This is a genomic window from Flagellimonas myxillae (assembly GCF_023502235.1).
Classification (GTDB): Bacteria; Bacteroidota; Bacteroidia; order Flavobacteriales; family Flavobacteriaceae; genus Flagellimonas; species Flagellimonas myxillae.
In genome coordinates this window covers 336,279-355,667 of record NZ_JAMFLY010000003.1, presented here as the reverse complement: position 1 = coordinate 355,667, position 19,389 = coordinate 336,279, and the positions used below count along the sequence as shown (strand labels likewise).

The following is a 19,389-nucleotide window of genomic DNA, read 5'->3' as shown; positions in this document are numbered from 1 at the left end:
TAAGATGCTACTTCCACTTGTTCACATGTTCCACCTTGTCCTCAAACTGAGCGGCCAGGGATTTAACCCTGGACTTTAGAAGAATTCTCCTCCCCTCAAGGGTTCTGGTGAAAATCAAATCGCAAGGCCCAACAAAACGCTGCCATTGACCCCTAAAGTACTCTGCCAACTTTTTGTTTTTACCAAGCTGTTCGGGCACACTGTGAAAGTCCCTTTGTTTAAAATAGGACCATAACATGCTCTTGCGTATAATGACATATCTAGGATTCCCAATGGGGGAAATTACTTCCATAAGGGCATTGATAAAGGTCGATTTTTCAAAGGTCGTCCCCCCTTCCAAATGACAAAAAACACCTCCAAAACGGTCGACCGTGGTAACAACATTCAGTTCGGTATCCCGAATTTTAATTGCCCTGGTCTTTACCAATGCATTTAAGAGCGCATCCCCAATCTGCTGAAGGTCCTTGGTGATATCCCTATATTTAATAAAGAGGCGAAGTGTTCTATATCCAAGACCTCCGAAGATGACCACACCTCCAACCCCTATTGCACCTAAATAAAGGTATAGGTCTTCAATGGTCCTAATGTTTCTTGCTGCACGCCCCAAACCCTCCAATACGCCTTCGAGATAGCCTAGAAGTCCAAACCCCAATGCAGCCAACAAATTACCAATGGTTTTGTTGAAATACATGGACTTCACCATTTTGTAGTTCTGATCTTCGGGGAATGGAATTTTAATTTCCTCCACTAGGGTAACCCCTCCTGCAAGGGCTTCTTCCCATTTCCTTTGTAGATTTTCCCTATCTGCCGCACAGCGGAACATTTTTATGTTGGCTTTCTCCACTTCCTCCGCAGTATGAAGATAATCAGGCAAATCAAGCCGCTCCATTCCATTTTCTATGGAAGGTTCTTCCTTAAAGGAAACCCCGACAAAACTTCTGAAACGTCGGTGCAACATTAAAAAGTCGTCCCCTCCAATGGCCGATGTTGGGTCAATACAGGCCAAATGCCAAATATTTCCCGTTTTGCCTTCGTTTTCCTCTTGAGTTCTTATTGCCCTGCCCCGCATCTGATTGGACAACACAAATGATCCTACAAAACTTGCCAAGATCAAAGCATTAATGGCCGGAGCATCCCAACCCTCTCCAAGCAGCGATTTGGTTCCGATAAGGACTTCAATCCCACCTTCCTGAAAAACCTGGGTGACAATATGGACAATATCGTGCTTTAGCTGTTCGGTCTGATGCACCAATACATACTTGTCATCAAAAGGAACGGGTGTAGTCCTTATTTGCTCAATTCCAAATTTCGCAGCCTTTTCCTGAAAAGCTACAAGTGAAGGTTTTGGAATTATGATCATGGACCCGGTCAAGACCCCCAATTTCATTTCCTTGCTATTTTCCCTTCTGAGCTTTTCAAAAATTGGCAGTACGCCCATCTTGTTCAGCGCAAGGGTATTTTCTTTGGTGTTGACATAAAATTCTTTGCGGATAAAATCGGAAAGCACCACCATCCGTAGCCCCTTGCCCAATTGGGCATATTCAAAATCCACAATTTCCTTGATACTATTTAGTTTGCTTATACTGGATTTTAATCGGCCCGCCACCCGCCTATTATGGGAAAAACTAATTTTTCTCCGCTCCAACACCCCATTCCTTCTCAGTTTGCTTTCCAACTGGGCCTGGTGCTCCTCAAAGGGAAGAAAATGTTCCTTCTCCTGAAACAAATAAAAATCCAGTAAGATTTCCATCCAGTCGTAATCCAATTTGGGAATCTTTAGTTTTTTATCCCCAATAACCTCAAAATGTAATGGCGAAATCTCTCTTTGGTTGGCATGCAGAAAAATCAAGCAGGCCGAATAGGCCGCCAAATTGTTGTAAATCCAATCCAATTGTTCGGTCGGCGCTTTCCAAATAGGATGCCCCTCAATAGCTTGGATGATTGTCCCTTCATTTTTCAATTCCTCGAACAGCCGCTCAACTTTGTCTCGAAACTCAAAAATGCCTTTGCTTTCCTCCTTGGTTGGCAAGGTCAGGTGAACATAATCTTGATGCGGGCACAGGTCGTTCTCGATTACCAATTCCGGCACGGATATCTCCGTATCCACAGGCCCATTAAGCTCCACGTACCGTTGCCATTCCGTGGGGGTAACATCATAGGGTGGGGTAGCAGTAAGGCCCACAACTGTGGGTTGCAGTCTTTCCTTCACTTCGTTCAACGTATGCCACCAAGCATTTTTAAGATGGTGCGCTTCATCCACAACCACTGTCTTAATACCCTGTGACTTCAGCCCTTCAACTATTTCCGTCAACTTCGGGTTTTCCGGCTCAACATTTCCATTTTCCTCTTCCTCCTCCATTTCGTCCAAATCTTCCTCTTGGACAAGATTATTACAGGCCGCATGCAAGCCCTGGTAGGTAACCACGGTCATAAATCCTGGATTTCGGATATCCCTGGAAATCCAACCTGGACTATTCGAAGTCTGTAAAAATAATTCGCAAAACCGTTGGATCCATTGATTTCGGATGGCCAAAGTCGGTGCCAAGATCAAAGTGGGCTTGTTCAGGCGAGTTGCTACCTCCAGTCCCAATACGGTTTTTCCGGAGCCTGGAGGTGCTATAACATGCAAATGTTCGTCGGATAAATGCTCTTGAAGTTCGTCCAGTACACGTTGTTGGTATTTTCTCCAACCGTACTTGAATTTGGCTTCCTTGGGGTATGTCGTCAATGAGGTTGTTTTAGCTTGGCGTTGCTGCCAATTTTGGTCGTATTTTTATTTGAACTTTGAAAATAACACAAAAACTTCATGTTCTTATGAACCTCAACCAAATAACCATTCCTTCGTTGGATTTGACCCAATCTGTTCCCTTTTACGAGAAACTGGGTCTGAAATTGATTGTGGACGCCCGGCCCCACTATGTCCGGTTTGAATGTCCGGATGGCAACTCCACCTTCTCCATTCACCTAGTTGAAGCTTTGCCCAAGGGCGATGGTATCTATATATATTTTGAATGCGAAGACTTGGACGCCCACGTCAATGAACTGATTCAAAAAGGAATCAATTTCGATCAAGAGCCGGCAGATCAATCTTGGCTATGGCGGGAAGCGCGATTAAAGGATTTGGATGGCAACCAGTTGATCCTGTATTATGCTGGTGAAAATAGGTTGAATCCACCATGGAGAGTGGGCAACCAAAATTAACCAGGTTGTACCTGTCTTTAATTCATTTGCTACCACCTTATGTCCGAGAATAAAAACCTAGAAGCATGGAGAGCCCGCTTTAAGGCTTCGAAAAGAGCAGAACAAAGAAAAAACATCGTTATTCTTTTGTTCACCCTAACCTTGTTGACAACTACCTACTTTTGGTGGACGGGTGATTTAAAATTTGTCGGCAGAAAAACCACTTTGATAAGCGCAGTGGTAGCGGAGGAACAGATGGTTCGTTTTTGGCGAAGCTATTATTATCAGCAAGCCCATTGCACCTATGTGGTAAATGGAAAAAAATACACGGCTACTTTCGACATCTGGAAAAATAGATACTTGGTCCGCACAGGGGATTCGTTAACTTTGAAAATTGCGGTAGGCAATCCCAAAATAGCGCGATTGTATTAAAGCAATGCTTGTAGATTATGGATTTAGTTCCAATACCCTTCTTTCAGGAGGATATAAAATGTTAATAGGGCCGCTAGGATAATTACACCGATTGACCCGTAGATTTGGTTCTTTAGGTTTTTCATTTCTTAGGTTGATTTACGCACAAGGTAAAATTTTTGTGGTAGAATTCGCAGAAAAAAAAGATAACTTACTTACAAAAAGAGCTGTATAACCATCCAAAGACTACGACCGGCATAGCCTTAGGTTAAAATTCCCCGTTTTTTCTATTTCTGTGTAAGATTAGTATATAGATTTTTCATCACCTCGGTTTTGCCTTCATCCTCAGCCACCGAATTGGTTGTGAACATCATTACCCCGGAAGATTCTCCTGCAAGTCCCCCCTCTAGAACTGTCTTAAATTCCTCCTTGGTAATGATTCCGGGATCATCATGCGCCTGTACAATAGGCCACACCTTCGGGAAAGTTCCCTTTTCAATATCCAATCGCTTACTGAACCAACGGATATTTTCGGCCACCCAATTAGGATCTCTTTCCATTCTTCCATGGTAAACCATGGGCGAAAACACATCGATGGTCCCGCTTAATAAATCATAGTCCAGTCCCAGTGCCCGTCGTCGGGCACCCTCGTATTCCTCGTCATCCCAGGGGCAGTGATAAAGCCCCAAAAGCGCCTCGGGTTTAAGTTCTTTGATGATCTTCCTAAATTCCACGGTCCAATCATAGATTACCTTGCATCGCCAATTGCGCCATTCCACATCATGATGGGCTAAAATCCATTGTGCCTTTTCCGTGGTTGTTCCGTCTGGTAATTCCAAACCTGTGTGTGCCGAGAATTCGCTAAGGCAATGTTCGTTAAAACAGGTTTCAGGTAAAATGGGTTCTGGATCCTCAAATTGTGCATGCCAGTGCACATAATCCATCCAAATACCATCAAGGTTATGCTTTGTAAGCAGCTCCCGCAATTGGTTAAATCGATACTCCCGAAAACCAGGTTCCGTTGGGCAAACCCCCATAAACCAGGTCGCGGCCTCCACTTTTTCCCCTTTTTCATCAATCGCCCAGGCTTCGGGATGGTTTTTCACATAGTTTTTACCATTCAAAGTGGCGAATTCCGCAAAAACTTTTGCCCCTTCCGATTTTGCCCGTTCCACCATATGCTGATCAATGGCACCGCTATGTACAAAAATAGCATTGACCCCAAGCTCGTTCAATTTATACCCTTTGTTCCATAGGGGTTTCGGGTTTCCGTATACGCCCCGAATTTCCACTGTTTCTGCAGGTGTTTGGCCACAGGAAACTAAAACGAACAATCCAGTGGCTACAAGTAAAAAGAACCTACAATAATACTTTTTCATTACAATCCAATTTTATCCATTTTTTCCTTTTCATACCTGCTATCCTCCGCAGGATATCGAAGTCGAGCTTCGTAGTTGCCCGATTGTTTGGCCCATGACCAAATCAAGCTTTCACCGGCAAAATTTGAGTCCGGAATTTCCTCAAAGATGGGGTCCTGAAAAGCCTTATCCGCATCCACCACTTTCCAGCCCTTGGCTTTAAACGCTTTGATCAGGTCGCCCAAAAACAGGGCAGATGTAAGGTTATGGTGCAGCAGCAAGGTATGCTGAATGTGCCTTCCGTTCATTTCCATGGATAATTCTTCATAATACCCCGCACGTTCCAAAATATGTTGCACATAAAAGTCCCTAAATGCATCGATTTGGGTATTTGAAATTCCGTTTGCCTTGATTTTTTGGATCAAGCGACTGTTTACATACCAATCGGAGGCATCTATGGTGACGTAGCCATTGCGATATCCATGTTTGGCAAGAATGTTTCGGATGCTATCCACCTTGGCGGCGTTCTGCCCTTCTTTTAAATAGGGAAACCGAAACAATTTTACACTGTTCCCAAATGCCGAAATAATGGAGTCTGTGCGCTGGAGTTGGGTGACAAAAACTTGGGCCGAATTGGCGTCCGCATTAAAATTGGGGTGCGAAAAGGTGTGATTTGCAATCTGATGTCCTTTATCGTTCCAGCTTTTCAGCAAAAACTGCCCATCCTCGTCCAATTTGTTCCGTCCCGTGACAAAAAAAGTTGCCTTCAAGTCCGCGTTTTCAAGATGGGACAACAGCATCTGGTTCCATTCCCGAAAGGGATAGCCAGCAAGATCTGAAGTGATACCATCATCAAAGGTAAAACTTACCATGGGCTGCCCTTTGACATGTTGGGAATCTGCGTTTTCATCCTTTTTTTCGGATGTCGATGGTTTACATCCAATCCAAAGGATGGCCAGTAAACCAAGTGTAATTTGGGTAAATTTCATGAGAGCGTTGTTATTTGTTTTTCTCCGCAGCTTTGGCCTTGGCTATTCTATCGTAACTTCTTAAATACAGATCGCTTAATTCGGGATAATTTTTGGGGATGAACAGTTCAATCTCGGCTTGTTCACAATTGGCAAGGGTTCCGCAGGGCAAACTGTCTTTGTGCAATCTGGTCCTAAACTTAAAATCCCCACTGAGATAACTGTAATTGATATGCAAATCCACATAGTTATCCGAAATGGGATATGCATGTTCCACCACCCCCTCAATTTGGATCGCGCCCCTGAACAGATCATCAACGTCCCAAGGGTTTTTGGTAATCGCTATTTTGCAATTTTTGGGGTTGGACACATCATATTCAACCGGATAAAACCCATGTTTTTTAGGCGCGGCTTCGCGTACATATTCAGGCCATGATGCATCGTCCGGGTCGGATCCTTCAAATAACTTTCCGTCCACATAATACGTAAAGTGAATGTATCCGTACACCCCGAACTTAAAATCGGTGACATTCCCAATGGTGACTTTGCGGTTGTTCTCGAGGGATTGCTCCTTATTATTGGTCCACCAGGCCCCAACAATCAAAAACAGTACAACTGCGGCGAGTACAATTAGCTTTTTTGTGGTTTCTTTTTGCATTAAGGGGTACAATCTGGCCTAGGCGCGGGGGTCAAAATCCGAAGGGACGTAATAGATCGCCGAAATAAGTGAATGCCAACAAAATGGCCAGCACTACAGCCACAACTTTCATCCATCCAGGAAGTGAAGCTGTTGGTATCGACTTTATGGAGTAATCTACATAAAGGTTTTGCCCCTTTTTTTGCATGAGCACATCCGGGATTTGGCAAATCAGCTTTCCTGGATTCGTATCCGATTTAGGTAGTTTAATCTCAGGAGCGAGCCAAAAGAAAAATTTTGAAACCAATAACAATGTGACAAGCAACGCGACCATACCGATTAACACATGCATTGGGTCAAGAAACTCTGTCATGTATTTGGTGGAAACTATATTTAGTGCAATCATTTGTTTGTTGATTTAGTGATTTCGCCAATACTGATGCCTTGTCCTACCAAGTTAAGCAAAGTAATCTTTATAATCCACAAGATTTAACTACGCTGCACTCGACCAGGAAATTTTTCCGTAATGTCGTCGGACATCATAAATGTCTTTTAAAATCCATCATCCCGCCAAGTACCCTAACTACAAGAATTCCAGTTGCGGTTTGCTTGTAGAAAATTACATGTGCCTCAAAACGAAATCTTTTTAAAACAAGTTCGTCACCAAGGAAAAAGGTTATGCCCAATGTTGGATTTCGTGCCAATAGGGTAAACGTTTCAATAAGTCCGTTTCGGTATTTGCGCGCTTGCCCAATACCAAACTTATAAATGGTGTACCCGGCTATTGACGCTATGTCCGATTCGGCGGCCTTGGTCAATCGAAATTCAGGTGTTCTTTTTGGCATGTTGCTCCTCCGCTTCCTTCCATATTTCTTCCACACTTTTGTTGCCCATGCCACTATCCAATCCGGCTTGAAGAGCCGACCTTAGTTCCTCCAATTTTTGCTTGTCCGCCTGGTCTCTCCGCACCAAATCCCGCAAATATTCACTATCGTTGGTATAGTCCCCTTTCTCGATTTGCTGTTTTATCCACAAATCCTGCTGATGCGTAAAGGTGATTGATTTTCGAACGGTTGCCATATTGCAATTTGTAATACTATCGGTGCAATATAGCGTATTATCCGCTCACATGCAATTTCTTAATGGGCTGTAACCCTTGCTATCGTGAACTCTAAATAATATTGGAGATAAGCTTATCCGGAATGGCTACATTCCCTAATCCAAACTATTCCACACTTTTTCTATCAATGCTTTTGTTTGGAGGATGCCCTCATGTTCTGGGCCATCCCCTTCGTACTCTATGCCAATGTGCCCCTTATAACCAAAATCCTTTACAATTTTTAGCATCTTGTGATAATCTATGGAAGGGTGTTCGCCCTCAGCATTAAAGTTGTACGACTTGGCACTGACGCCCTTGGCGAAGGGCAAAAACTCGGATACGCCTTGATAGATATCGTAAGCCGCTTCGCAGTCGCCCTTGGTACTTCCCCATTTTGCAGAAAGGCACCAATTTCCAAAATCGGGCAGGGTGCCAACATTTGGGCTATTGACCTGTTGAATAATCTCGGTGATCAATTTGGCATCCGAGCTATAGAGGCCATGATTTTCAATCACAATATTGATGTTTTCCTTGGCGGCATAGTCGGACAAGCGTCCCAGACCATCTGCCATGGTCGACCTAAAGGTATCCCTGTCGCTGGCCCCAAAGGCATTGACCCTAATGGAATGGCATCCCAATATTTTAGCGGCATTAACCCATTTATAATGATTTTCAACAGCCTTTTTTCTTTCCTTGTCCTTGGCCGCTCCCAGGTCGCCCTCTTCATCCACCATGATCAACAAGCTATTGACCCCAGCTTTGTCTGCCCGTGCTTTCATATTGGCCCAAAAGCGCTCATCGTTCCCGTATTTTTTATAAAATCCGTTTACGTATTCCACGGCGTTTATGCCATAGGTGTCAATGGATATATGGGCAAAATCATCTGCATTGAGGGTCCCATTCTGAAATTGACGATGCAAGGACCACTGCGCCAACGATATTTTTAAATCATTGGGTTGCATTACCGTTGCCACAACCAGTGGGTTGTAACCGTAGGTCATTAAGGGTGAAGCAGCCAAAACACCAGTGCTCCACGCACACTTTTCCAAAAAAACCCTTCTTTTCATACCGTTCTTTTTTTTTAGTGATAAACTCGGCCCAAATACTCCCTACAAGTTAAACAATGTAAACGTAGTACATCACAAAAACTTCAGTTCGGGTGGCCAGAATGAAATTTGGGAGGTATCGAGAACCAGGTGGTTTCCGAAGGAAAATATTTCGAGAACTGGGAGCGCAAGCGCACTTGCAACTCGCCTAACTATGTGAACTTACGCTAGAATTACATTAATACCTTAGCCTCTTCCCTAGTTTCTCGCTTAACTACGCCACAACTGTGCAAAGATGAACTTCGGGTTCTAACAACGTCATCGATTTGAATAAACTCTGGTTCTCCAGTTATGCAAGGACGTAGTTGATCTACAATGAATCTCCAAGCATTCTTGCCATCTTTAAGCGAGAAATGGGGCTCGCTGTCCCAATACAAACTAACTATCCCAGGGTCAAAAAAGTTAAGGGACCTAGATGTATACATTATGTTTTGAAAACCATCATGCCCACAGTGACAAAGCCCCAAATAATGTCCAATTTCATGGGCAAGAATATATTGAAAGGTATCTGTTGGGTATACATCGCGATAAATTACACCAGAGGGAACACCTCTATCAATTGTTATACAGCATTCATCATCCCTGCCTGGAGTCTCACAATCATCGGGAAAGCTATCGCATTCTAGAATATTACGCCCTCCAACTCGACCAAAATTATCCAATTTAAAAGCTCCTAAAGCAATCAAAGTACAATTTATGTTGGGTTCTCTGTTATATTCAGGTTGGCCTAGCAAAGATTCAATCCGATTCGAGTTCATATCGTATTCAGACTCAGTTACCTCTATGCCTGTTTGCCCACCAAACCACGAAAAGTTTTTTCGGTCGTTCCATTCCAATATTACCCCAATATCGTCCAACTTCCTTGCGGAAGTATCCAACATTTGGGAAACCACTCGCTTTGAGATCGCATAAACGCGAAGTCTTTTTTCCCTTCCTTCGCTTTCGAGGTATTTGGAAATTGTCCATCTATTTACTGGCCAAAAGTTCTCTGTTCCGTCATCAGCCACAGATTTCACCACAGTGTTGGGATGTGCGATCCCTATGGCGAAAGAATCAAAACTCAGAAGTCCGGCCATAGCGTAAAGATCAATATCTCCATCATTGTGCATTCTCCACAAAGGTGTGTTTGCTGAATCCAGGTAAAACGTTAGGTGTTTGGAGGGTAGCCTAAACCCAAACCGCTTGCCTTCAAGACCAATATTCTTTCGCACGGTTTCCAACAGTTCTGGATTATCTCCAAAGGTGTCGTCAACCAGTTTTTCTACGAATTTCTTGAGCTGCGATCTCTTGAACTTTTCCACAATACCACCCACTGCATAGCCACCTAGTACAAATCTACCTGCATCTATTCCAAGATCGAAAATATTTTGCACCAAATTCCCCAAGTTTTTGAGCAGTCCGGGTAAATCAAAACGCAGAATGGAACCAAGAATCCCTCCCAAGTCCCGTACTACGTCGAACACCCCGTGCATGATGTCCGAAAACCCCTTGACAGCACCACTGATCAGTCCGCCAATAACATTGCCCACAGCACAACCAACGCTCCCGGTATTATCACATAGCCAATCCGTTGCCGCCTCAACTCCGCTCTCAACCGCATCGGTTACGGTATCCACTACATCCTCTACCGTATCTACAACGGCATCGACAGTATCCTCGACAAAATCTCCAACTGCAGATGCTGCCGAGGAAACAGCATTGCCGATACTACTAAAGAAACCCATGTTCTAGTATGTTACTATGAAAAGTAGAGGGAACAATCTTCCTTTAGAGCAAGTATTGCCCAAAAAGGTAAGTGTCTGATTTACAAAATAGTACATAAAAATTGAATTGACCCAAAAACTGTATGGGATGACCAAATTCTTGTATATAATGCAAATACTATACTAGTTATAGTAAATATCCTTATTTATATAGTTGATTTTTACTACTCCTTAATTTCAATAAATGGTCAAATGAGACTTAAAGCAATCGTCAGGTAATAATTCTATGGTTTTACTATAAATTAAACATTCCAAAAGTGGCAAGCTGCAAGAACGGTGGGTAGTGTAGGAATTATAATGAAAGACACATAACTTTTTCTGTTCTTTCCAATACGTCCATTTGGGGTGGTGACAATTTATCATTAAATCCAAGCTTGTAGTATAGTTTATGAGCTTGTGGCATACTCATCGTGGTTTGTAACCACAATTCCTTAGCATCATTTTCTAAACAACGACTTATGCAACGTTCTATTAGTTTGGTTCCTATTCCTAGTTTTCTATGGTTTGGATCAATGAATAGCTTAGCAAATTCAAAAGTGTCATCATCTAATCGCTTTAGGGCGACACAACCCACTATTTCACTCTTAAACTTTGCATAAAAAAGAAACCCTCCATTTTCCAAATAGGCTTTGTCTGGATTGTTCAAAGTGAATTTGTCCTCTTCTTCTAATTCCCCATTCAAAACGCCCAATAGCCAAGGCCCTGCCAATTCATAGAAGTATTTTTTTAGGCCGGGTTTATAGTCAATGATTTTAACAATTTCGCCCTTGGGTTGATGGATACGCTCATTTATTGGTTTATTATTAATCTCCCAATCAAGTCTATTCAAAATATTGATCATATCTGGATGTCCGATGGAGAAAAGGTCTTTGAGAGTATTTGAAAACGAAAGCCATAGCGGTTCAAGTTCCTTTTGTAGCGCTTTCCCTTTTGTAGTCAGTTCAACTAATTTTGAGCGTTTATCGTTAGGGTTGGGTTTAATACTGACTAGTTCTTCTCTTTTTAGTTCACGTAAAATATTCTTTACCGTAATATGGGAAAAGTCAATTTGATTGGAAATTTCAAGTATAGTTTGCGGGGAATCTGATTTTGCTAAAACGTAATAAACGGAAAACCAACTTGCCTTGAATTGAATATTGGCATCTGAATAAATCTTGTCGCCATCTTGTTGCAGTTTTTCACTAATTCTGCGAAATCTTGAAGCTCCGGCAAGAAACCCTAATTCATTTAAAATATCGGTCATATGTAATTTATGAAAGTACTTGCACAAAAATATGAAAGGTGTTTCATAAAATCAAATTATTCTTTAAAACACATCCTCTTGGCTACCACCAGTTTAAAACTGGTGGGGTCCATCACACCAAATTAATCAAAGTAATCTTGAGATGCTATATAAACGTCAGTTCGAGTATCCCGAATGAAATTCGGGAGGTATCGAGAATAGGAACCCACAAGATGCACTTGCCCCAAGCTTGACTAGGTAATTTTGTTGGAGCGAAGGACCAAAAAACTAAGCCTCAATTAGCCACAGTCTTTTTTGTTTATCCGTTTAGCATTCCTGTTCATTTTTCTTAAATCCCTTTTTTCAAGTCGCATTGCTTTCTTGTCCCTTTTAGCTTGGTCGTTTAATGTTAAAAAATGTATTGCCACAAGAATTTGAACCCCTCTATCTTTTAAATCAATTTTATTGGGGTAGTCACGTACATTGTTCAGAAAATATCTCCAAAAAGGAAAACTTCCAACATTTTCTAAACTCCGTGAGTAAGCTTCAATTAATGGGTTTGATTTTTGAAGGTTGTTGACAAAATCTATAAAGGTATTATTGAAGCTAAAACAAAGTTCTTCGTATTCATATTTTGGCTCAATAGCCCTCCAAGCTTTGCAAATGCTCCAGATTTTTTGAAAAGTTGTATCTGAGATTTTGGAATATAATTTTTTCTGCTTTTTCCAACCAATTTTGTTCTCCAGAAAATTTTGTTCCCAATCCAATAGCTGAGGAATTGAACTTACCAAACAATCACCAAATATTGCCTTGTCCACTTTTCCGCAAAGTTCCATCTGAAAAAAGTCGGCAATCATGTTTAAGTCCTCAATCTCAGTTTTCGAAAAGAAATCATTGAGGTGCGTTTGCTCGTTTTGTCCGAATGTTAAAAGGCAAAAATTTAGGATTATGACTAGAATTATATTTTTTAGCATAAATTTTGGAATATGGCCCCAGCTATAATTTGCAGGCCCACCCTACGGTAGTTTATAAATGGTGGTGCCATCACACTAAAGTAAACATAGAATTCCACAAGATGCGCTTGCACCCAGCTTGACCATGTAATCTTGCGGGAGCAGAGGTAATAATCTATAAATTAAACATCGATTTAGTTTTTTGCCACAATGAACTATAGCCATTGCTGTACTATTATTCCTTGGTTACTTCTATAATGGCCCGCTGATATTCAGGAAAGCACTTTTCAAAACTGGGAAGCAATTTTGTGCTTACAATCTCAGATGATTGCCCACTAATTTCAACGAATTCATTGTATTCATATTGGGCTTGGATATTTTGTACAGAACATTCGCAATATTCTTTGGTTAGAACGGGATGTTTTTCTCCTTGGTTTCTAGAATCTTTCAAACAGCTTTCGATTGGTGCTTCTTTTGCTTCTTTCGGCCATTTGCTTTTATTATTAACTCCTGTGTAAACATTATAACCGAAGATGACAACTACAAGGACAATTATCCAGAATCTATCTTTTATAAATTTCATTCAATACATTTTTCAAGATTGCGTAAAACCCTTGGATAAAGATACTTCAATTCAAATGCTTAGAACGATGTCCAAAAAAACATCTAATTTATGAAAGGGTTGCCAATTGACTTGTAAAAACTTAGCTTACTTGTCAAAAGCCAATAACTCCGAAGTAGTCATCTCAAACGCGTCCGCGATTCTCTTTAACATGGAGATCTTCATTTCCTGTTTGCCTAATTCATATTTACGTAGGTTTTGAGCATCAATCCCGGCTTTAAAAGCAATTTCTTCAATGCTCAAATCTTTCTCAATTCTCAAGGCTCTAAGATGCTTCCCGAAATCTATACAGAATTCTGGTATTTCTTTTTTTCGTTCACGCTTCGACATAACTCAAAGTTGCAAACAAGAAGTTTTATACAACCAATTGTATTCAATGGGTTGTTTACAACCTTTTTTATTATATTTATCATATCAACCCATTTCTAAAAATCCAACAACCTACAAACATGCAAACCACGCCTATTCTACAAACCATTCGAAAATTTCTAAACCAAAGCTCTTATGCAAGTCTGGAGGTCACCTTTGCCGATCATCTGGTACTCCCAGGCCAAAGCCACCTGCCCATGAGGCCCGTGTACAAAAGCAACAGTAGGATCGTGATCAACAAAAGGCCAGAAAAAGGTCTGGTACAAATGGTGGTCGTGGACAATCTGGTGTTCAATTTTTCCTTCGACTTTGTTCCGCCCCAGCATCAAGAATTTTATTTGGCCGCCATGCTGCGCTTGCCAAGTCCTTTGGATCAAGGCCACCTGCATATGGATGCGGACCAGCTTACCCTATCGTTCCGTATCTACGCCAAGGATCCCAAGCTTCGGGTGTATGTTTCGCAGACCTATACCCACATCCATAAATTGGAAAAGTTTAGGGTGCCCTATGTTCTCCCCGAAGACTAGGGCAAATCCAAGTGGTACACCGCCAAATAGTACCGTCCGGTTTGGTGATGGCCCCTGGGTACAAAGAGCATTGCTTTATTGGGTACAAACTGGAGGTCGCCCAAATAATCACCCCCTTGATCCAACAAAATGGATTCGCCTTGGGTATTGAGGTGCCAAAGCGCGGTACCTTCCACCGTGCTCAGCACATACCCGCCTCGGTCATCGGGCCATATGCCATCAATATCTACAATGGGCGGGTTTGTCTGTATTTTTCGGATTTTTTTGGCGGTGAAGTCGATGGAGGTTAACTGGGTACCCCCAACCAAAACGTTCTGATCCAGGGCATAAATACCATTGGCCCATTGTAAAAGTTCCTCGTCTTGGGTCCAAAGCTTAAGGGAATCCCCTTCCACCTTAAACACCGCATGTACAAAGGAAGCGGTAACGAACACCTCGCCATCTGGGTTTATGGCCACATCGTTTAAACCCGAATTTTTAATGGGTTCGGGATAACTTTTTACCACCTTCCCGTTGGTAATATCGATGACTTTGAGTTGGTCAACATCGGCCACCCAAAGTTGTTGGTCCAAGAGGGCCATGCCGGCAGGCCTACTAAGACTATCGGTCCATTTTAGCTGGACCAATTTACCGTTGGCAGTAAACTTGGAGATAAATCCATCCGTTCCCGGTGCAAATTTTTGCCCGTTGGAGACATACAGGCACTGGTTTTGGGCATCAAATACCACGCTTTCGGGCTTAATCAGCCCTGCACTCGCTCCCCATTTTTCCATTTGAAGGGACGAATCATCACTTTTTTTCTCCTGCGCTATGCCCAAGAAACAAAAAGAGAGCATCCAAATGGTCAGTAGGGCTTTAGTACACTTGGATTTTTTCATAAATTCCGGTTTTACCACTAATCATCAGTGGTTACAGAGGTTTTCGAAGTTCTTAATGTAGCATTTATTCCCAAATTAAGCTGTTAAAATGGGCATTTTAACTATCGTGTAATCCCCTTTGCTCTCTTAACAATTTCATAAATATAAAAATCCGATAGTCCTATAGGCAGAAAATATAAAACTAACCCTTATATTTAGCCGATCTAGATTAATTTTAAATAAAAATGACCGAAGACTTATTAGAAAAGGCAAAAGAGTTTATAGGCAGAACTTTGAGTCATATGTCCACTAGTGACAGGGTTGCCGCTTCGCGTGAGGCCAAGGCCCTTATACTTTCCATTAACGAGATCTATAAGGAGACCAAGGACCAGAACCTTATGGATGTGATGAAGGAGCTTACCGAAAAGAAGCGTAAGATAGAAAAGCGTTTGAAGGGTACTCCCCTGGTTTAAGCTTTTTGCACATTTACAGGTTGGAGCCTGTTCCCCCCTTGTTTTTGAATAATGTACCGCCCACGATCAGTGCCGCGGATATGATCATTACGTTTTTTATGATGTACTGCCCCTCCAGTGTAGGTAGCAGGTAGTTGCCATTCTGGAAGGTAATCTCCGGTAAGAACACCAAGGGCATAAAGGTGCCCACCATTTGAAGCAGCAACAGCGCAATGGCAATCTTGGTGGTTTTCTTGAAGAGAAAGGTAATCCCTATCACCACTTCCCACCAACCGATTACCACCAACCATACCTCGGGCGACCCAAAGGGCAACCAGGCAACAGTGGCCTTTAACAGTCCGGTGGCGGCAGAAAGCCCAAAGGGCTTTAGGATACCAAACCAAAAAAAGATAATGGCAAAGGAAATGCGAACGGCCGGAATGCCCCATTTTCGCATTTGTTTGGAGATGGACTGGTCAATTTGGTCGTAGTTCATAGGCATTGGTCTGTTACAAAGTTACACCGCAAACGCCTCGATTACAAGCAATAACACTGGTCTTCCTACAAAAAAATATACGAGGGCCTTCCATTCTTACAAGGCAAAAACACCCCCATTTGCGATCCACAAAATATATGCTACCAATTATGTGCTTTTTTGCCCCACCAATAAAAATGTAACACTATGGGGAAGCTTTCTCCTTAATTTCGGAGAGCAATCAAAAACAACCAAGAATACAAATAACATTACAATGAACACTGTAGAAGAAAAAATGGGATACGTATTTTGGTATGCTGTGTTGGCTTGCTCCATATGTTCGCTGATCACGAGTTTATACCATTATATCTACTAACAGAAAAAGGGCCGTTACCGGCCCTTTTTATTTTCCTTTTCCGAAAGTTTATCCTTTTATTTCCAGTATCTGACGTACCATCTGATTGGTGAATCCCCATTCGTTGTCGTACCAGGTCATTACCTTCAACAAATCGCCATCCACCACTCGGGTCATGCTTAGATCCACTGTAGAGGCATACGGACTTTTAATGATGTCGGAAGACACAATGGGTTCGTCCGTGGTATCCAGCACGTGGGCATAACGCTCGGTCTGTGCCTCTTCCATCAAAATTTGGTTCACCTCCTCTGGGGTCACAGGTCGTTCGGTAACAAAGGTCATATCCGAAATGGAACCCACGGGAACTGGAACCCTAATAGCCACCCCATCAAATTTTCCAGCATATTCCGGTAAGGCCTTGGTAGTTGCAATGGCCGCTCCCGTAGTGGTCGGAATTAGGTTTTGGGCGCCTGCCCGTCCCATCCTAAAGTTTTTGGCCGAAGGGGCATCCACAGTTCCTTGCGACGCGGTATAGGCATGCACCGTGGTCATAATGGCTTTTTTAATCCCGATCCGCCTGCCCAGGACCTCAACCACAGGACTAATGTTGTTGGTGGTACAGCTGGCACAGGAGAACACATTGGTCTTGCCATCCTCCGAATTTACCCCGTGCACCACGGTTGGGGTGTCGGCGCTCTTGGTCGGCGCCGAAATGATCACGGTCTTTGCGCCGGCCTTTAAGTGGCGTTCGGCATCCTCACCTGTGGTGAAGACTCCGGTACTCTCGATCACCAAATCCACTTGGTGCTCACCCCAAGGCAGTTCCTCTGGAGTTCGGATAGAAGTATAATGAATTTTTTGCCCGTCCACGATCAAGGCATTGGCCTCGTTCGAAACTTCTTTTTCATACCTCCCATATACCGTATCATACTTTAATAAATATGCGGTGTTCTCTATGGAAACAATATCGTTAACGGCCACGACCTCCAAACCGGGGGTCTCGTTGATTACTTTAAGAGCGGCCCGTCCAATACGGCCCATTCCGTTGATTCCTATTCTCATTTTTTTAGTGTGCTTTTGTTATTACTTGTTTACTTGCCCTTAGTCAGAAAATTGGGCCAAAAATTACAGTTTGGATGGTTCTGGAAGCGCACGCCAAACGCTCCTTGTGAAGTACGGTTTACATCCAATCTATTTTGGGCCACATACCCTCGTTTTTGCTGCGCAGGCTCTCCATATTTCCAAGGATTTCATCCAGTAGGGCAATGGCCTCATTAATATAGGGTCCTTTGTTGAGCATCACACATTCGGCCCTAACAGAAGAGGAAATATCGGTGATCTCGGAACGGGAGGGCAAGCCTTTTTTGGCAAGACCTTCCAACACCTGCGTGGCCCAGACCACCGGCACATGGGCCGCCCCACAAATGGACAGGATTTCTTCCTGCACCTTCCCCATGTTCTTCCATCCCACTTCGAGGGCCAAATCCCCGCGGGCGATCATTACGCCAATGTGCTGGGTCTTCATGGCGGTCAACAGAATCTTGATCAAGTTTCTATACGCAAATCGGGTCTCGATCTTTAAGATCACACTTACCTTGTCCTTGATTTTTAACCCTTCCATTTCCGTTAGGAGTTCCTCTACATCCTTTTCAGTTTTCACGAACGAAAAATTAACGATGTCGGCGTGTTCGGCAACGAACTCCAAATCCTTGCGGTCTTTGGAAGTCAATCCAGATAGTCCCATATCCAGGGTAGGAAAGTTGATGCCCTTTTCGGCCCTTAATTTAGACCCATTGGCCCTGGCCTTGGTAATCCGGACCACGAAAGAGTCGGGTTGCGTTTTTTCAATAATGCCCTCGATCTTCCCATCATCAAAGAGGATGGGCTCACCCTCTTTGACCCTATCCACCACCGAAGCGGGAATACAGGATATGCTCCCAGGCTGGACCAAATTCCCTACATCATCATATTCGGGGAAGACACCCTGTTCCCCATCACGGGTCACCACAAGTAGATCATTGTTGTGCACGGTGATAAAGGGAGGTATTCTAGGAAGTTCCCCAATGCCAATTCCTTCCATGGGTGAATGTATGGGGTAGAGTTTGGTGCCCGTCTCCACATACATGGTCTTTTTGCATTGAACCGTGACCTGCCCGGGTTGCACGTCCACTACTTTTAGCTTTCGAAGCTTTCCCCGGGTATCTTTTACAGCAAGGGAATCTCCAAGTTTTAGTTCTCCCAGCAAGTTTGAGGGAACAGGAAGCTCGTCGGGTGCCAGGTTTGCTTGGTCTTCTGGGACCAGTTTAATTTCCGCTGGATGTTCCACCCTGCCCAGCGAGGATCTTTTGGGGCTGAATTTTTTCACCTTGGGTCCGGGTTCCAATGGACCCGTCCTTATTTTAGGCCCTGCGAGATCCATGGCAATTTTAACGGGGATACCACATTCCGAACCTGCTTTTCTAACATGATCAACGATGGCCTTCCAAACGGCATTGTCGTCGTGGGCACAATTGATTCGCGCACAGTCCATCCCATTACGGACCATATCCAAGACCAAATTGTAGTCAACAGCTGCCTGTGTGGGTTGGGTGACCATGATTTTCACCCGCCGGTTTTCACGCTTTTCCCCAAAAAGTTGATTGGAGTGTTTTTTGAGCATCTTTTTGCCCCCACCAATTTTTAAATGGCCGTTGGATTCGCTCTTGTTTGTTTTATCGCCAAGTTGACTGATAAGGGCATGGGCATTTTCCAAACTACCCAGGATATTGCCTTCAGCGTTTCCAAAGCGACTTAGTCCCAAGCGCTTTAATTTTTTTTGAAGACCCCGAACATCAAAACTCCGAAAGGTGCCATAATGTATCAGGTTCTGGGCACTTTCTTTATACGTTTCACAGACCTGGTCCAAAAGCTCCTGATTTTCTTGTTCTTGGGTTTTGATGGTTTCGACCATCCCTTTGAGCTGATAGGCAATTTCTTCAAGTTTTTCCAGGTCTATGTCCATAAATTGGTTTTAGTACTAGGTAAAGTTCATAAGT

General features: G+C 43.1%; 21 protein-coding genes. 4 read left to right on the top strand and 17 right to left on the bottom strand.

Going from position 1 to position 19,389, the window contains the following annotated elements:
- Positions 1-7 precede the first annotated feature (7 nt).
- Positions 8-2,728 (bottom strand): DEAD/DEAH box helicase family protein, encoded by a 2,721-nt coding sequence (locus tag M3P07_RS14295; RefSeq protein ID WP_249970612.1) that lies wholly within the window; start codon positions 2,726-2,728, stop codon positions 8-10.
- Positions 2,729-2,814: 86 nt separating this feature from the next.
- Here M3P07_RS14295 and M3P07_RS14290 point away from each other — a divergent pair, with 86 nt between their 5' ends.
- Together M3P07_RS14290 and M3P07_RS14285 are read left to right on the top strand one after the other, a co-directional pair.
- The gene (locus M3P07_RS14290; protein WP_249970611.1) at positions 2,815-3,201 is read left to right on the top strand and encodes a VOC family protein; all 387 of its coding nucleotides are present in this window, start codon (positions 2,815-2,817) and stop codon (positions 3,199-3,201) included.
- Positions 3,202-3,240: 39 nt separating this feature from the next.
- Positions 3,241-3,612 (top strand): hypothetical protein, encoded by a 372-nt coding sequence (locus tag M3P07_RS14285; protein ID WP_249970610.1) that lies wholly within the window; start codon positions 3,241-3,243, stop codon positions 3,610-3,612.
- 266 nt (positions 3,613-3,878) lie between these two features.
- Here M3P07_RS14285 and M3P07_RS14280 read toward each other — a convergent pair whose 3' ends face one another.
- The 12 genes from M3P07_RS14280 to M3P07_RS14225 form a co-directional block, all read right to left on the bottom strand.
- On the bottom strand, positions 3,879-4,970 hold the full coding sequence (locus tag M3P07_RS14280) for a putative glycoside hydrolase family 15 protein (RefSeq protein ID WP_249970609.1): 1,092 nt from the start codon (positions 4,968-4,970) through the stop codon (positions 3,879-3,881).
- Complete coding sequence (locus M3P07_RS14275; RefSeq protein WP_249970608.1) at positions 4,970-5,938, bottom strand: polysaccharide deacetylase family protein; 969 nt, start codon at positions 5,936-5,938, stop codon at positions 4,970-4,972. The genes M3P07_RS14280 and M3P07_RS14275 overlap by 1 nt, the downstream gene beginning before the upstream one ends.
- A gap of 10 nt (positions 5,939-5,948) precedes the next feature.
- Positions 5,949-6,575, bottom strand: a complete 627-nt coding sequence (locus M3P07_RS14270) for a hypothetical protein (protein ID WP_249970607.1) — start codon at positions 6,573-6,575, stop codon at positions 5,949-5,951.
- A 31-nt stretch (positions 6,576-6,606) separates the two neighbouring features.
- Positions 6,607-6,960, bottom strand: a complete 354-nt coding sequence (locus M3P07_RS14265) for a hypothetical protein (RefSeq protein ID WP_249970606.1) — start codon at positions 6,958-6,960, stop codon at positions 6,607-6,609.
- 133 nt (positions 6,961-7,093) lie between these two features.
- Positions 7,094-7,399, bottom strand: coding sequence for a type II toxin-antitoxin system RelE/ParE family toxin (locus tag M3P07_RS14260; RefSeq protein WP_249970605.1), 306 nt, complete (start codon positions 7,397-7,399; stop codon positions 7,094-7,096).
- Positions 7,380-7,634 (bottom strand): type II toxin-antitoxin system ParD family antitoxin, encoded by a 255-nt coding sequence (locus M3P07_RS14255; RefSeq protein WP_249970604.1) that lies wholly within the window; start codon positions 7,632-7,634, stop codon positions 7,380-7,382. The genes M3P07_RS14260 and M3P07_RS14255 overlap by 20 nt, the downstream gene beginning before the upstream one ends.
- A 135-nt stretch (positions 7,635-7,769) precedes the next feature.
- Positions 7,770-8,720 carry a sugar phosphate isomerase/epimerase family protein gene (locus M3P07_RS14250; RefSeq protein WP_249970603.1) on the bottom strand — a complete coding sequence of 317 codons (951 nt, stop codon included), beginning with the start codon at positions 8,718-8,720 and terminating at the stop codon, positions 7,770-7,772.
- Positions 8,721-8,932: 212 nt separating this feature from the next.
- Positions 8,933-10,483, bottom strand: coding sequence for a zinc-dependent metalloprotease (locus M3P07_RS14245; protein WP_249970602.1), 1,551 nt, complete (start codon positions 10,481-10,483; stop codon positions 8,933-8,935).
- A gap of 331 nt (positions 10,484-10,814) precedes the next feature.
- Entirely contained in the window at positions 10,815-11,765 is a 951-nt protein-coding gene (locus M3P07_RS14240; protein WP_249970601.1) for a bifunctional helix-turn-helix transcriptional regulator/GNAT family N-acetyltransferase, read from the bottom strand.
- Between the two features lie 278 nt (positions 11,766-12,043).
- Positions 12,044-12,601: a hypothetical protein gene (locus tag M3P07_RS14235; RefSeq protein WP_249970600.1), complete on the bottom strand. Its 558-nt coding sequence runs from the start codon at positions 12,599-12,601 to the stop codon at positions 12,044-12,046.
- Positions 12,602-12,932: 331 nt separating this feature from the next.
- A complete protein-coding gene (locus tag M3P07_RS14230) occupies positions 12,933-13,280 on the bottom strand; it encodes a hypothetical protein (RefSeq protein ID WP_249970599.1) in 348 nt (115 codons plus the stop codon).
- 126 nt (positions 13,281-13,406) lie between these two features.
- Positions 13,407-13,649 carry a helix-turn-helix domain-containing protein gene (locus M3P07_RS14225; protein ID WP_249970598.1) on the bottom strand — a complete coding sequence of 81 codons (243 nt, stop codon included), beginning with the start codon at positions 13,647-13,649 and terminating at the stop codon, positions 13,407-13,409.
- 119 nt (positions 13,650-13,768) lie between these two features.
- On the opposite strand from M3P07_RS14225, the gene M3P07_RS14220 reads away from it, so the two are divergent.
- A complete protein-coding gene (locus M3P07_RS14220) occupies positions 13,769-14,215 on the top strand; it encodes a hypothetical protein (RefSeq protein WP_249970597.1) in 447 nt (148 codons plus the stop codon).
- Here M3P07_RS14220 and M3P07_RS14215 read toward each other — a convergent pair.
- Positions 14,212-15,093: an NHL repeat-containing protein gene (locus M3P07_RS14215; RefSeq protein WP_249970596.1), complete on the bottom strand. Its 882-nt coding sequence runs from the start codon at positions 15,091-15,093 to the stop codon at positions 14,212-14,214. The genes M3P07_RS14220 and M3P07_RS14215 overlap by 4 nt on opposite strands.
- Positions 15,094-15,317: 224 nt before the next feature.
- Here M3P07_RS14215 and M3P07_RS14210 point away from each other — a divergent pair, with 224 nt between their 5' ends.
- Positions 15,318-15,545 (top strand): hypothetical protein, encoded by a 228-nt coding sequence (locus tag M3P07_RS14210; protein ID WP_249970595.1) that lies wholly within the window; start codon positions 15,318-15,320, stop codon positions 15,543-15,545.
- 13 nt (positions 15,546-15,558) lie between these two features.
- Here M3P07_RS14210 and M3P07_RS14205 read toward each other — a convergent pair whose 3' ends face one another.
- The 3 genes from M3P07_RS14205 to M3P07_RS14195 form a co-directional block, all read right to left on the bottom strand.
- Entirely contained in the window at positions 15,559-16,020 is a 462-nt protein-coding gene (locus tag M3P07_RS14205) for a hypothetical protein (RefSeq protein WP_249970594.1), read from the bottom strand.
- A gap of 403 nt (positions 16,021-16,423) precedes the next feature.
- Positions 16,424-17,416: a type I glyceraldehyde-3-phosphate dehydrogenase gene (gene gap / locus M3P07_RS14200; RefSeq protein WP_249970593.1), complete on the bottom strand. Its 993-nt coding sequence runs from the start codon at positions 17,414-17,416 to the stop codon at positions 16,424-16,426.
- Between the two features lie 118 nt (positions 17,417-17,534).
- A complete protein-coding gene (locus M3P07_RS14195; protein WP_249970592.1) occupies positions 17,535-19,355 on the bottom strand; it encodes a pyruvate kinase in 1,821 nt (606 codons plus the stop codon).
- Between the last annotated feature and the right edge of the window lie 34 nt (positions 19,356-19,389).